This is a genomic window from Pseudomonas gingeri, from assembly GCF_013385635.1.
Classification (GTDB): Bacteria; Pseudomonadota; Gammaproteobacteria; order Pseudomonadales; family Pseudomonadaceae; genus Aquipseudomonas; species Aquipseudomonas gingeri_A.
This window is the reverse complement of the sequence record NZ_JACAPR010000042.1, coordinates 15,949-29,434: the sequence shown is the minus strand read 5'-3', so window position 1 is coordinate 29,434 and position 13,486 is coordinate 15,949. Positions and strand designations below refer to the sequence as shown.

At 62.7% G+C, this 13,486-nt stretch carries 10 protein-coding genes; 6 read left to right on the top strand and 4 right to left on the bottom strand.

Annotated features, from left to right (window positions below; all coding sequences use genetic code 11):
• Positions 1-92 precede the first annotated feature (92 nt).
• Together HX851_RS32125 and pdxR are read right to left on the bottom strand one after the other, a co-directional pair.
• On the bottom strand, positions 93-3,446 hold the full coding sequence (locus HX851_RS32125; RefSeq protein ID WP_177066487.1) for a dermonecrotic toxin domain-containing protein: 3,354 nt from the start codon (positions 3,444-3,446) through the stop codon (positions 93-95).
• Between the two features lie 86 nt (positions 3,447-3,532).
• Complete coding sequence (pdxR, locus tag HX851_RS32120) at positions 3,533-5,083, bottom strand: MocR-like pyridoxine biosynthesis transcription factor PdxR (protein WP_177066485.1); 1,551 nt, start codon at positions 5,081-5,083, stop codon at positions 3,533-3,535.
• Positions 5,084-5,199: 116 nt separating this feature from the next.
• On the opposite strand from pdxR, the gene HX851_RS32115 reads away from it, so the two are divergent.
• From HX851_RS32115 to HX851_RS32090, 6 genes are all read left to right on the top strand, one after another.
• On the top strand, positions 5,200-5,823 hold the full coding sequence (locus tag HX851_RS32115) for an FMN-binding negative transcriptional regulator (RefSeq protein WP_177066483.1): 624 nt from the start codon (positions 5,200-5,202) through the stop codon (positions 5,821-5,823).
• Between the two features lie 9 nt (positions 5,824-5,832).
• Positions 5,833-6,279: a GNAT family N-acetyltransferase gene (locus HX851_RS32110; protein ID WP_177066481.1), complete on the top strand. Its 447-nt coding sequence runs from the start codon at positions 5,833-5,835 to the stop codon at positions 6,277-6,279.
• A gap of 18 nt (positions 6,280-6,297) precedes the next feature.
• Complete coding sequence (locus HX851_RS32105) at positions 6,298-6,969, top strand: GNAT family N-acetyltransferase (RefSeq protein ID WP_177058462.1); 672 nt, start codon at positions 6,298-6,300, stop codon at positions 6,967-6,969.
• Positions 6,970-7,595: 626 nt separating this feature from the next.
• Positions 7,596-8,984, top strand: coding sequence for an autotransporter domain-containing protein (locus HX851_RS32100; RefSeq protein ID WP_369680920.1), 1,389 nt, complete (start codon positions 7,596-7,598; stop codon positions 8,982-8,984).
• 288 nt (positions 8,985-9,272) lie between these two features.
• Positions 9,273-9,572 (top strand): hypothetical protein, encoded by a 300-nt coding sequence (locus HX851_RS32095; protein WP_177066470.1) that lies wholly within the window; start codon positions 9,273-9,275, stop codon positions 9,570-9,572.
• Positions 9,573-9,652: 80 nt separating this feature from the next.
• A complete protein-coding gene (locus HX851_RS32090) occupies positions 9,653-9,958 on the top strand; it encodes a hypothetical protein (protein WP_177066469.1) in 306 nt (101 codons plus the stop codon).
• A gap of 93 nt (positions 9,959-10,051) precedes the next feature.
• Here HX851_RS32090 and oadA read toward each other — a convergent pair whose 3' ends face one another.
• Positions 10,052-11,860 (bottom strand): sodium-extruding oxaloacetate decarboxylase subunit alpha, encoded by a 1,809-nt coding sequence (oadA, locus tag HX851_RS32085; RefSeq protein ID WP_177058467.1) that lies wholly within the window; start codon positions 11,858-11,860, stop codon positions 10,052-10,054.
• A gap of 11 nt (positions 11,861-11,871) precedes the next feature.
• Positions 11,872-13,287: an acetyl-CoA carboxylase biotin carboxylase subunit gene (locus tag HX851_RS32080; RefSeq protein ID WP_017129378.1), complete on the bottom strand. Its 1,416-nt coding sequence runs from the start codon at positions 13,285-13,287 to the stop codon at positions 11,872-11,874.
• Positions 13,288-13,486 lie beyond the last annotated feature (199 nt).

Genomic DNA, 13,486 nt, shown 5'->3' with positions numbered 1-13,486 from the left:
GCTTGCTGGCGATGGCGGCCGGACAGTCGATGCGAGACTCACCGGCCTCATCGCCAGCAAGCCAGCTCCTACAAGGGGAGCGTGGGCAATCTTCAGCCACTCAGCGGCAGGAACAGCGTGGCGGCGGTCTCGGCGTCGATCGGTCCACGCCAGATGGGCGTGATGTTCACACCCGCGGCCTCCTGGGCACTCTGAAAACTGATGCCCAGATGGCGTTGCTGGAGGGTCTTGAGGTGCGCCTTGCCGTACTCGGCCAGCGGTTTGCTCGCGGTGTCGTAATGGAAGTGCGCGTACCATAAAGGCCGGCCCTGCCGGTCGCGGATCTCGTACTCCTCGAGAAAGTCGGGTTTCTTGCCGCCGGGGATAGCCCGGCGCCTCCCCAGCTTGCGGATCGTGATCTGTTCCTGCTCCCGCAGAAACCTGATCGCGGTGACGGTCGGCAAGGCTTTGCGGGTCAAGCTGATCCGCAGGTTCAGCCCCTCGTTGGCCAGGATACTGGCCGCCTCCTCAAGCTCGGCAATCAACGTGCGGGGCGACTGCGTCAGTCCGCGGGTCAATCCTCGCAGCTCCTGGATGACCTCCTCGAAAGGCTGCGCCTTGGTCTTGAGGATGTGCTGGATATCGAGAGGCGAATGCACGACTTTCGCGGTGCGCTCGGCGTCCGCCAGCAGCGCCGGCAAAGTCGCCAACAGATCACGACCCTTCCTCTCCAGGGACTTGAGCTTCTTCGCCGCACGCACGCTCAACTCTCCCACGCCTCCCAGCAGGCGCAGGCCACGATCCAACCGCCAGAGCCCCGAGCTGTCGCGACGCAACCAGGGGCCCTGGCGCGCCGGATGCCGGTCATTGATGATCACCACCCCATCGAGCCTGCGCGACACCCGAAACCACGCATCGTCGACACGGGCATAGAAAAGTGTGTCGCGCTGATACAAGCCTTGCCATTCGCCCGAGTCCAGCAAGCGGCCAGGGGAGTCGTCCAACAGCAGTTTGAAGGACTCCAGCCTGACCAGTTCGGAGGCCGTGAACTGACGATCCGGACGGGTCCAGGCAAAGACCAACTGGCTGGTGACCTTGATGGCAGGGTCCTTGAGCACAGCGTTACCGATGGGGGGGACGACAGGGACCGAAGTCCTCGCCGGCTCATTGAATGGCCGACGGTGATACACCAGGACCACCGCCAGGCTCAGCAGGACGTCGGCGAACGCCGCCCAGGGCTCGGACGCGTTCGGATCGGCGAAAGTCTTGAGACTGGACATCAATTGCACAAGCAAGCCGACCTCTGCCAGAGGCCCGGTCGCAAAGGGTGCCAGCAGGTTGAACAGCGCCCATCCCAGGTCCGCGAAACGGTTCCAGCGGTCTTCGGCATCGGATACGGCGACCGCCTCGGCCTGGATGATCAATGCCTCGACGGTGGCGGCGAACAACGCGGCGCCGAACGCCCCGGACAGCTCGGTGATATCGAGCGACGCCGGCGCGGGAATAGCCGGCAGGCCCATATCCAGAGGTGTGACCCTGATCACGTGCGGCTCCTTGAAGCCGCCCTGGTCATAGATCGGACGCCTGGTGCTGTCCAGGCCGTCGAGGACCGACTGCTGCAACGCCCCCGGCGCCTGAATGGCCGTGAGCAGGTCATCCAGGGAAGAAAATTCGCGCAGGAGCACGTCACTGCCAGGACGACACAGCACCTGCGGCCCCTGATCCGTGGCCCGCGGGCCGATCACGAACATAGTGCGCACCCGATCCGCCGTGGCCTGCGGTTGGGCGAGGAAAGCCAGGGGTCTGACCACAATCGACTGGCCGCGGACCTGATGTACGCCGTTATCCTGTGTCACCACCGCCTCGACATACAGGCGTGCGGTCTCCGTCAGTTGCCGCTTGAACCGCAACTCCAGCGCCAGCATCGGCAGCAGGACGCGTAGATAGTCGCTGAAAAGTCCTTCCTGCCGGGCTCGCTCGACCGGGTCGCGTTGCAGTTTCTGCCTGAGCAACTCTGGGTAGCTCCGGCCGATATCGGCATCGCTGACCGCCGTGCGCAGCACCTCATAGGTCATCCAGGAAGGCGACGCCTGGCCTTGGTAACGAATCTGCGCCGACGCCCCAAGAGGAAAGGCCGCGAGGTTCTTCAGCGCCAGGGCGACATAATCCCGGGTCTGCGTCTGATAGCGAACGTCGGAAGCACTGTCGACCATCTCGAGTGGAGGGTTTGCGACACGCGTCAAGGTCACGCTGATATCGCTGACCGACACGGTTGCGGCCTGTGGATATATCTCCAGCAGGCTCGCCTGCAACGACGCGCCGGCAAAGCTCGCGACATCGGGAATGCCATCGAGAAACGCCTTGCCGGCATGGCGCCGGTAGACCGCCGCGAGCGCCACGACATAACGACCATAGAGGGTGCGATCCGCCGCCGAAGCCTTGCGCAGATCCTCGGGAAGCAAGTCACGCAAGCGACCCAGTTTCGCCTCGTGACCGGAACGGAAGGCACCGAACAATGCCTGCAGCCCCGTCAGTTCCCGCAGCTGTTGTTCAAGGGCCTCCGGGTCGCGATAGTCACCCGGCCTGATCGCATCAATGGCCTCCAACTGCCGTATCAGCAGGGTCACGGTCAGGGCATCGAAGACGTGGTGGTCTGGCGAATAACTCCTGAAGTCCGCCTCCTGCCCGCCCAAGGTCACCCCCAGGGAGCTTTCCAGCGCTTGCGTGGAATCGAATGCTTCGATCCCGCCGAACAGCGTGTACAGCAAGACGATCTGGCGCTCGCCGACCCAACGGCTCATGACCAGCGCCTGGACATGCAAGGGTTCGGGGCCCTTGACGCGGGTATCGATGATGGGGATATAGGCCTGCGCGCAATCCGTCCCGAACCTGACCTGGCGCTCCTTCAGGTCGGGATAGTCGAGCACCGCCTGCACGGTGCCCAGTTCGTCGCCCGACAGCGCCGCGCAGGCCTGGCGCAGTTGTTCGGCAAAGAACTCGGAGAGTTGTTGCCAGGGTGCAACACCCTCCGCCGACGGTGTGCTCCAGAAGTCCACCAGAGCCTGTTTATACGCCTGCGGCAGCAACGGGGCCCACTCGTTCAGGAGGGTATCGAGCGTCGCAACACTCAGGGACAGCTTCTGCGGATGCTCCGCGCCCGGGTAGAGCGTGAGGTAGCTGCCTGCCGGACAAAGCAGTTTTCCTTCGCCCAGGAAGCGCTCGATCAACAGGTGCACCAGGGTCACGACCCGGTACTCCACCTCATCCCTGCAGGATTCCGGTTCGATCAGCGCGGCGTGGGCAAGTCGCTCGCCCAGCGACGGGTACTCGCTCTCCAGCATGTCACGGACAAGGCCGGGGGCCACGCTTTCCAGGGTCGGGCGGCGGGCAAAACAGTCACTGAGGGTGTAGACCAGCGCAGCCTGTTCGTTGTCGCTCAAGGTCGTGCCGGGAAGTGGGGACGTCATGTGCATCTATCCTGGTTGCGGGTTCCCGGACCAGATAAACATCGACCGCCCTGTTGCCTGCGATAGCCGGTTAATACCCGCTGCCGCTAACGCTTCCAGACCTTGCCCAGACGCGTCAGCGCCGACTCTATATCCGCCTCCGGCACCGCGGCGAACCCCAGCACCAACCCGGCCCGCTGGTCTTCGGGCGGCATCGGCTGGGTCATCCAGTAGCTGCTCAGGGGGCTGACTTCGACTCCCACGCTCTGCGCCAGCGCCACCAGTTCCTGCTCCCGCTCCAGGCTTTCCACCGGCACCGTCACGTGCAGGCCCGCCGCGGCCTCCGTCAACGCACCGCAGCCCGGGATATCCTTCGGCCAATGGGCCAGCAGGGTGTTGCGTCGGCTCAGGGCAGCCCGGCGCATGCGACGGATATGCCGCTGGAAATGCCCGGCGGCCATGAACTCGGCCATGACCACCTGGGTGCTGACCTCCGAGTGCCGCATATCCAGGGCACGGCGCTGGGAAAAGGCCTCGACCAGGGTCGGCGGCAGCACCAGGTAACCGAGGCGCAACGCCGGAAAGGCAATCTTGCCGAAAGTGCCGACATACAGCACCCGCCCCTGTCGATCCAGCGCGGCCAGTGGAGCCAGCGGCGCGCCGCTGTAGCGGTACTCGCCGTCGTAGTCGTCCTCGACGATCCAGCCGCCGCTGCGCTCGGCCCAGGCCAGCAGCTCCAGGCGTCGGGCCAGGCTCATGATCACCCCGGTGGGGTATTGGTGGGATGGTGTCACATAGGCCAGCCGACAGTCCGGCAATTGCCCGAGTGCGGCGCAATCCATGCCCTCGTTATCCACTGCCACGCCATGCAGCGTGGCCCCCGCCACCGCGAAGGCCAGCCGCGCCGCGCGGTAGCCGGGGTTTTCCACCGCCACGCCATCGCCAGGGTCCACCAGCAACTGTGCACAAAGGCTTATGCCCTGCTGCGCGCCACTGGTGATCACAATTTGTTCAGGCGTGCAGGACAAGCCCCGGGAGCCACGCAGATAAGCCGCGATCAAACCACGCAGGCGCTCCTCTCCCGCGGACGCGCCGTAGCACAGTAGCTGCAAGTCCGGCCTGCGCCAGAAAGCCGCCTGCAGCTTGGCCCAGACGCCAAAAGGGAACAGATCGAATGCTGGCACGCCCACCCGGAAAGCCCGCGGCGGACCACACGGCGGCTCGTGCAAAGGGTTGCCGTTGATACGCGCCAAAGCACGATTGTGGATAACTTTACTGGATGTAAGCCCAGCGGTTTCAGTCGGTTTTGTGGATAATCCTGTGGATAAGCCTGTTGAAAACCCTGTGGATACTTTTGTGGACAACTTTTTGATCGGAAGGGATTTTTCCGGCAGTTGCGCAATGTAGGTGCCATCGCCGATCCGGCCCTCGATAAAGCCTTCGGCGTACAACTGGTCATAGGCCCGCACCACGCTGTTGCGGGAAATCGCCAGGGCTGCCGCCAGGTCGCGACTGGCCGGCAAGCGGCTGCCGCTGGCCAGGCGCCCGTCCAGCACCCGCAGGCGCAGCGCCTGGTAGAGCTGGCGGCTCAAGCCCTTGGCCGGATCCAGATGAATCCCGGCAGGGTCGAACGGCAGCGGCAACGAAGGATTGGGCATGGCGTTGCACCTGTGGAATGGATTTGCGAAATGGACCTACCAAAATCACCACTAATGGCTCTTACAAGCAACCAATAGCCTGCCTAGGATGCAGGCATTCGCCAAGGAAAATCTTCATGTACACACCGAGCGCCTTTTCCGAGCAGGACCTGCCCACCTTACAGCGGCATATCCAGGACACACGCCTGGCAACGCTGGTCACCCACGGCAAGCTTGGCCTGCAAGCCAGCCATGTACCGCTGCTGCTGGACCGCGGGCAAGGCCCCAACGGCACGCTCTACGGCCATCTGGCCCGGGCCAACCCGCAGTGGCGGGAACTGGCCGAAGGCGGTGAAATCCTGGTGATCTTTCCGGGGGGCGATGCCTATATCAGCCCGTCCTTCTATCCTGCCAAGGCCGAGCACGGCAAAGTCGTGCCGACCTGGAACTATGTGGCAGTGCATGCCTACGGCGAGGCGGAGGTGTTCGACGATGCCGGGCGCCTGCGTAGCCTGGTCAGCGCCCTGACCGACCGACATGAGGCCGGCCGGGAACAGCCCTGGAAGGTCGACGACGCCCCTGCTCAGTACATCGACAGCATGCTCAAGGCCATCGTCGGCTTTGCCCTGCCGATCCAGCGCCTGGAAGGCAAGCGCAAGCTCAGCCAGAACCGCAGCGCCGCCGACATCGCCGGTGTACAACAAGGGCTGGCGGCCAGTGCCGACAGCCAGGACCAAGCCCTCGCCCATTTGATGCGTTAAGGAGTCTGCATGAGCACTATCGAAATCCGTGCGGTCAGCGCCGCCGACCACGCTGCATGGCGCCCGCTGTGGCAAGCCTACCTGGCGTTCTACGAAACCGAGCTGCCGGACACGATCTACCAGTCGACCTGGCAACGCTTTCTTGACCCCGCCGAAACCACCCATGCCGCCCTCGCCTGGCAGGACGGCAAGGCGGTGGGCCTGGTGCATTTCATCTACCACCGCTCGAACTGGAGCGTGCAGAATTCCTGTTATCTTCAGGATCTGTTCGTCGCGCCCGATCAACGCGGGACGGGCCTTGGCCGATTGCTCATCGAGCACGTCTATGCCACGGCGGCCCGGGCCGATTGCAGTAAAGTGCACTGGCTGACCCACGAAACCAATGCCACGGCCATCCAGTTGTACGAGCGGATTGCCGAGCGCCCCGGTTTCATTCAATTTCGCCACGCGTTGTAAGCCCCCGAGGAAAGCGTCATGTCCACACCCGTAGCCAACTGGCAAGGCGCGCCGGCGCCATCCACCCGCCACCTCGAGGGGCGCTTCATCACCCTGGAAAAGCTCGACCCCGCGCGCCATGGCGATGACCTGTTTCGCGCCCTCGAAGGCCCCGGCGCCGACCCGAAGTTGTGGAACTATTTACCCTACGGGCCGTTTCCGGAGCGCAGCGCGTTCAATGACTGGCTCAACGGCAATGCGGCGAGCACCGACCCGTATTTCTTCGCCGTCGTCGACAAGGCCAACGGTGAAGTCCAGGGCATCCTCAGTCTGATGTCGATCGTCCCGGCCCAGGGCCGTATCGAGATCGGCCACGTCACCTTCGGCGCACCGATGCAGCGTTCGCCCAAAAGTACCGAGGCGGTCTACCTGCTGGCCCGAGAAGCATTCGCCCTGGGTTACCGGCGCCTGGAGTGGAAGTGCAACAACGACAACGCCCGCTCCCGGGCGGCGGCCGAGCGGCTGGGCTTCCGGTTCGAGGGCGTGTTCCGCCAGCACATGGTGGTCAAGGGCAAGAACCGCGACACAGCCTGGTACAGCATCATCGATTCGGAATGGCCGGCGGTGAATGCCGGATTCGAGCGCTGGTTGTCGGAAGAGAACCTCGGCGCGGTCGGGCAGATCAAGACCCTGGCCGAGTGCCGCGGCTAACCCGCACAGCCCGCAAGCACAGCGCCCGCCCCCCCGAAAACGCAGTGACTGACACCTCGGCCACCGCTGGCCCACACGCTCCCGCAGACGCCACCAAATCGCCGCGCAAGCGGCGACATCTCGCGCAAAAGACGGGTAAAACGCCCGACATTTATCGATTACATGGATAGATACATTTCCGCCTCGATTTATTCCGAGGATGAAATGGAATGTCCCCCAAGAAGACCCACCTTGCTGCTGCACTGACATTGGCGCTGAACGGACTTATGGCCCAGCAAGTATTGGCTCAGGACTCACGACACTCACAAGTCCTGAGCCCAGGAAGCTTTACGATAGTCGATACATGGGGCAAGCCTTCTCCCAACTCTTTTTGGGTTAAGCGCAACGATGATCCAATAGGCGTCTATGAGGTGCACATCCAGCCCGACGGTTCTGCTGTTCCGGTATACACCTCTCCTATCCCGTCCCCCTGCTCGCCATGCAGCAACCCAAATGCTGCTACTCCCCAACAGCCCACCCCTCAGATTCCTCCACCTTTGATCTCGTATCAGGGTCCGCAAGGTGAGCCCGGCAGGGACGGTCTGGCTGGTGCTCAAGGACCTCAAGGTGAACCCGGCAAGGACGGTCTGGCTGGCCCCCAAGGACCTCAAGGTCAACCCGGCAAGGACGGTGTAGCTGGCCCCCAAGGACCTCAAGGTGAACCCGGCAGGGACGGTGTAGCTGGCCCCCAAGGACCTCAAGGTGAACCCGGCAGGGACGGCGCAGGAATAAACGCCGAGACTCAGAAGGTCATCGCCGAGAACAAGCAACGCCTCGATAAACTCGAAGCACAACACAACAACCTTCAAGCTCAGGTCGACAAGGCATCTCAAGAACTGCCCCAGGCAGATGAACGTCGCGGTGGCCAGGGTGGCAACACCAAGCCGCCTACCCCCAAACCGATCGAATCCCCCCTGCAAAATGCCCTGGCCGGCCTGAACGCCACGGCCAAAAGAGATGCCTGGGCACAGCTGTCCGGTGCGGCCAACGCCAACCTCGGCCGGGCGACCCTCAAGGGTGCCAGCCAAGTGGGCAACAGTGCCCTCTCGGCCATGCGTCAGCTCGGCAACGCCCCCTCGGAGCGCCTGCTCGCCGGAGCAAACGGCGCGCCCGGCCAGGTCTCACTGTCGGGTCATTCGCAGATCAAGCCCACTGACACCCGCCTGTGGGTACAGGCCCTGAACAACGCCAGCACCTTCGACCAGCCCACGGAAACGAAGGCTTTCGAACAGAACACCAAGGGCCTGGTGATGGGCGTCGACTGGGCCCTGGACAATGAATGGCGGGTGGGCCTGCTGGGTGGCAAGTCGCAATCGGAGCATAAAGCCAGCCGCTTCGAAGGCGATCTCGACAGCTGGCATGTCGGCACCTACGCCCTGCACCAGAGCGGGCCGGTGGCCTTGCGCCTCGGCGCGATCCACAGCGACCACTCCGGCAAGACCAAGCGCAACGTGGAGTTCGGCAGCTACAAGGACCGGCTCGCCGGCAACTACAACGCCACCAGCCAGCAGGCCTTCGCCGAACTCGGCTACAACCTGGGCACCGGCAGCCTGATCGCCGAACCTTTCGCCAACCTCGGCTACCAGCGTTACTCGCGCAAGGGCTATACGGAAAAAGGCGGCGAAGCCGCACTGAAGGCCAGTGCCCAGACCCTGGACAACTTCAGCACCACCTTCGGCCTGCGCACCGCCAGCATCAGGAACATGGACAGCGGCATGAGCCTGGCCCCACGCCTGAGCGCGGGCTGGAAACATCTGTACGGGGCGCTCGACGACACCAGTACCCAGGTCAACCAGGTGACCGGCAGAACCTTCAACACCAAGGCCATCGGCCAGGACCGCGACAGCCTGGTGGTCGAGGCCGGCCTGGACCTCAACCTGTCGGCCAGGCATTCCATCGGCGTGGCCTACAACGGCGAAATGGGCAGCAGCAGCCGCAGCAACGGGGTCATGGGCCAGTGGAAGATGGCCTTTTAAACAAGGCCTGCCGCCCGCTCGGTTGAAAAAACGGGCGATTGAAATCACCCCATGACCCCTAGGAGCCGGCTTGCTGGCGATGGCGCCCGCCAGAACGCAGCAAGACACGCGAACTTCATCGCCGGCGATCCGGCTCCTGCACGGCCCTTATACGACCTCGACTGACCGCTGATCAGGACTGTCATTTCTGACAGTAGATGAGCCTCTCCAAACCCTCGTAGCCTGAAGACGTCGCCCGCTCGCCAACCCGGGAGCGAGCATGGATGAACTTCAGCAATGAGGTGTGAAATGTTTGAGCAAACACAGGAAAACAGACCACAAGTCGACCTGCCGGAAGAGGCGGTCGTAGGCACATGGGTCAACATCACGGGACGGGCGGTCAATGCATTCAGCGGAATCTTTGAGCTCGAGTTTCGCGGCCCCGGCGAACCCTACGCCGTCCCCATCCAACGCTCGTACTGGGACACCATTTCTTTCATCGTTCCCGACCAGGTCGGTGAACACGTGGTCGAAGGGTACTATTCCTCCGGCACCTCCGTGCCCGATGACGCGCAGATCCTCGGGAACCTCAACATCAAGCCAGCTTGAACCTGGTCATCAATCAATGTTCGACGCCGTCATCCAGGCCCGACCATTGCTCGGGACTGTCATTTCGCAGGAGGTGCAAAATGATTAACCAAAAATTGCAGCCAAAACCGAAAGTGGATCTACCGGAACAAGCGAAGGTGGGCGATGTACTCACGCTCACGGGATCGATTGTGAACGCATTCAGCGGGCTCTATCTGCTCCACTTCTGGAAGGGTGGCAACGACGCCCCGTTTATCAGCGGCTTCGATGTCGTCGACTGGGAAACCATCTCTTTCGTCGTTCCCAACAAGGTCGGCCAGGTCACTGTCACAGGCATCTATGCCCTCTCCTCCTCCTTGCCGGAAGAGGTACAGTTCTTGGCGTCTCTCACCATAGAGTCGGCCTGAGTCCGTCAGATTGCCGTTTCATCGGGTAACCCCACATAAAAAAAGGGGGCACATGCCCCCCCGAGGATTAAGCGTTGCAGATGAAGGCCTTGCTCAGCCTTCGATCTCGATAAGGATTTCGCCAGGGTTGACCCGGTCGCCCTTGGCCACATGAATAGCCGTGACCTTGCCGGCGACCGCGGCCTGCACTTCGGTTTCCATCTTCATGGCTTCGGTGATCAGGACGGCCTGGCCGGCTTTGACGGTGTCGCCTTCCTTGACCAGCACGTCGACGATATTGCCCGGCATGGTGGTACTGACATGGCCCGGTGCGCTGGCCTGCTTGCGCTTGCTGCTGCCACCGCCGACAAATTCGTTGAGCGGTTCGAACACCACTTCTTCCGGCATGCCGTCGATGGACAGGTAGAAGTGCCGCTTGCCTTCGGCCTTCACGCCGACACCGGTGATGTCCACGCGGTAGGTTTCACCGTGCACGTCGATGACGAACTCGGTCGGTACGCCTTCGCCACCCGCCGAGCGCACGCCGCCCGCTTCAGGAATCGGCAGCAATGCTTCAGGCACCAGGGTGCCGGCCTCGCGCTCTTCGAGGAACTTGCGCCCGATATCCGGGAACATGGCGTAGGTCAGCACGTCTTCTTCCGACTTGGCCAGGGCACCGATCTCGCCACGCAGCTTGACCATTTCCGGCTTGAGCAGATCGGCCGGACGCACGTCGATCACGTCTTCGCTGCCAATGGCCTGGCGCCGCAGTTTTTCGTTGACGATGCCCGGCGCCTTGCCGTAACCGCCTTGCAGGTACAGCTTCACCTCGTTGGTGATGGTCTTGTAGCGCTCGCCGGCCAGTACGTTGAAGAACGCCTGGGTGCCGACGATCTGCGAGGTCGGGGTCACCAGCGGCGGGAAGCCGAGGTCTTCGCGTACCCGAGGAATCTCCGCCAGCACTTCGCCCATGCGGTTCAGGGCGCCCTGCTCTTTCAGCTGGTTGGCCAGGTTGGAGATCATCCCGCCCGGTACCTGGTTGACCTGTACGCGGGTGTCGACGGCGGTGAACTCGCTTTCGAACTGGTGGTACTTCTTGCGCACGGCGTAGAAGTACAAGCCGATTTCCTGCAACAGCTCCAGGTCCAGGCCGGTGTCGAACTCGCTGCCTTTAAGGGCCGCGACCATCGATTCGGTACCCGGATGGCTGGTGCCCCAGGCAAAGCTGGAGATCGCGGTGTCGATATGGTCGGCACCGTTTTCCACGGCCTTGAGCTGGCACATCGCGGCCAGGCCGGCGGTGTCGTGGGAGTGGATGAACACCGGCAGCGACTGCTCGCTCTTCAGCGCCTTGACCAGTTCGCCGGTGGCGTACGGGGTCAGCAGGCCGGCCATGTCCTTGATCGCCACCGAGTCGCAACCCATGGACTCCATCTGCTTGGCCTGGGCCACGAACGCCTCGATGGTGTGCACCGGGCTGGTGGTGTAGGCGATGGTGCCCTGGGCATGCTTGCCCGCCGCCTTCACCGCCTCGATGGCGACCCGCAGGTTACGCACGTCGTTCATCGCGTCGAAGATACGGAACACGTCGATACCGTTGACCGCCGCCTTGGCGACGAAGGCCTTGACCACATCGTCGCTGTAGTGGCGGTAGCCCAGCAGGTTCTGGCCGCGCAGGAGCATCTGCAGGCGAGTGTTGGGCAGCGCCGCGCGCAGTTGGCGCAGGCGCTCCCACGGGTCTTCCTTGAGGAAGCGCACGCAGGCGTCGAAAGTCGCGCCGCCCCAGACTTCCAGGGACCAGTAGCCGACCTTGTCGAGCTTGTCGCAGATCGGCAGCATGTCTTCGGTGCGCATGCGGGTGGCGAGCAGCGATTGGTGGGCGTCGCGCAGGATGGTGTCAGTTACATGGATCTTCTTGGACATTGTCATATTCCTCACAGGCCTGCGTGGGCGGCAATGGCGGCGGCGATGGCCAGGGCCAGCTCTTCGGGTTTGCGCTTGATCGAGTAGTTGGTCAGTTCAGGATGGCTTTCAACGAAGCTGGTATTGAACTGGCCGCTGCGGAATTCCGGGTTGCGCAGGATTTCCTGGTAGTAGGCGGCGGTGGTCTTCACGCCTTGCAGGCGCATGTCATCCAGGGCGCGCAGGCCACGGTCCATCGCTTCTTCCCAGGTCAACGCCCAGACCACCAGCTTCAGGCACATGGAGTCGTAGAACGGTGGAATGGTGTAGCCGGTGTAGATCGCCGTGTCGGTACGCACGCCGGGACCACCGGGCGCGTAGTAACGGGTGATCTTGCCGAAGCTGGGCAGGAAGTTGTTCTTCGGGTCTTCGGCGTTGATCCGGAACTGCAGGGCAAAACCGCGGTGGATGATGTCTTCCTGCTTGACCGACAGCGGCAGGCCGGAAGCGATGCGGATCTGCTCACGGACAATGTCGATACCAGTGATTTCCTCGGTGATGGTGTGTTCCACCTGCACCCGGGTGTTCATCTCCATGAAGTACACCTCGCCCTCGGCGAGCAGGAACTCCACGGTACCGGCGTTCTCGTAGCCCACCGCCTTGGCCGCGCGCACGGACAGGTCGCCGATATAGGCACGCTGTTCCGGGGTCAGCTGGGGACTGGGGGCGATTTCGATCAGCTTCTGGTTGCGGCGCTGGATCGAGCAGTCGCGCTCGAACAGATGCACCACGTTGCCGAAACTGTCGCCGAGGATCTGCGCCTCGATGTGCTTGGGATTGACGATGCATTTTTCCAGGAACACTTCCGCCGAGCCAAAGGCCTTGGTCGCTTCGGAAATCACCCGGGGAAACGCCTGTTCCAGTTCTTCGCGGCTGTTGCAGCGACGGATACCGCGACCGCCACCACCGGAGGTGGCCTTGAGCATCACCGGGTAACCGATACGGTCGCCTTCGGTGAGGGCTTCCTCGATACCCGAGACGTTGCCTTCGGTGCCCGGAGTGACCGGCACGCCGGCCTTGATCATGCTGCGGCGGGCTTCGGTCTTGTCGCCCATGCGACGGATCACTTCCGCCGACGGACCGATGAACTTGATTCCACGTTCGGCGCAGATGTCCGCCAGCTCGGCGTTTTCCGAGAGAAAACCGTAGCCGGGGTGCAGCGCGTCGCAACCGGTTTCCACGGCCAGGTTCACCAGCTTGCGCGGGTTCAGGTAACCGGCCAGCGGCTCGGCGCCGATGCTGTGGGCCTCATCCGCGCGCTTCACATGCAGGGCATGGCGATCGGCGTCGGAATAGATCGCGACCGAGCGAATGCCCATCTCGGCGCAGGCACGCACGATTCGTACGGCAATTTCACCACGGTTGGCGATCAGGATCTTTTTTATCACTTGGAAATTCCTAAGCCGCTGGAACAAACGACCCTGTCTACAGCCGGGAAAACGGGTCGGCGCGTGACCAGATGTTTCAAGTCAGTCGCGTCATCACACTAGTCCTACGCAGCGATAAACCAAAATCAATAATTATTGGGTCACTCATAAGTAATGACTTATAGTTGATTGACCTGAGACCCGAGAGTGGCGGCCGAAA

Excerpts from the sequence above, each read along its gene's own strand:
- HX851_RS32095 (WP_177066470.1), top strand. The coding sequence starts at position 9,273 with ATGTTTGAGCAAACACAGGAAAACAGACCACAAGTCGACCTGCCGGAA.
- HX851_RS32105 (WP_177058462.1), top strand. The coding sequence starts at position 6,298 with ATGTCCACACCCGTAGCCAACTGGCAAGGCGCGCCGGCGCCATCCACC.
- HX851_RS32110 (WP_177066481.1), top strand. The coding sequence starts at position 5,833 with ATGAGCACTATCGAAATCCGTGCGGTCAGCGCCGCCGACCACGCTGCA.
- HX851_RS32090 (WP_177066469.1), top strand. The coding sequence starts at position 9,653 with ATGATTAACCAAAAATTGCAGCCAAAACCGAAAGTGGATCTACCGGAA.
- HX851_RS32115 (WP_177066483.1), top strand. The coding sequence starts at position 5,200 with ATGTACACACCGAGCGCCTTTTCCGAGCAGGACCTGCCCACCTTACAG.
- oadA (WP_177058467.1), bottom strand. The coding sequence starts at position 11,860 with ATGTCCAAGAAGATCCATGTAACTGACACCATCCTGCGCGACGCCCAC.
- pdxR (WP_177066485.1), bottom strand. The coding sequence starts at position 5,083 with ATGCCCAATCCTTCGTTGCCGCTGCCGTTCGACCCTGCCGGGATTCAT.
- HX851_RS32125 (WP_177066487.1), bottom strand. The coding sequence starts at position 3,446 with ATGACGTCCCCACTTCCCGGCACGACCTTGAGCGACAACGAACAGGCT.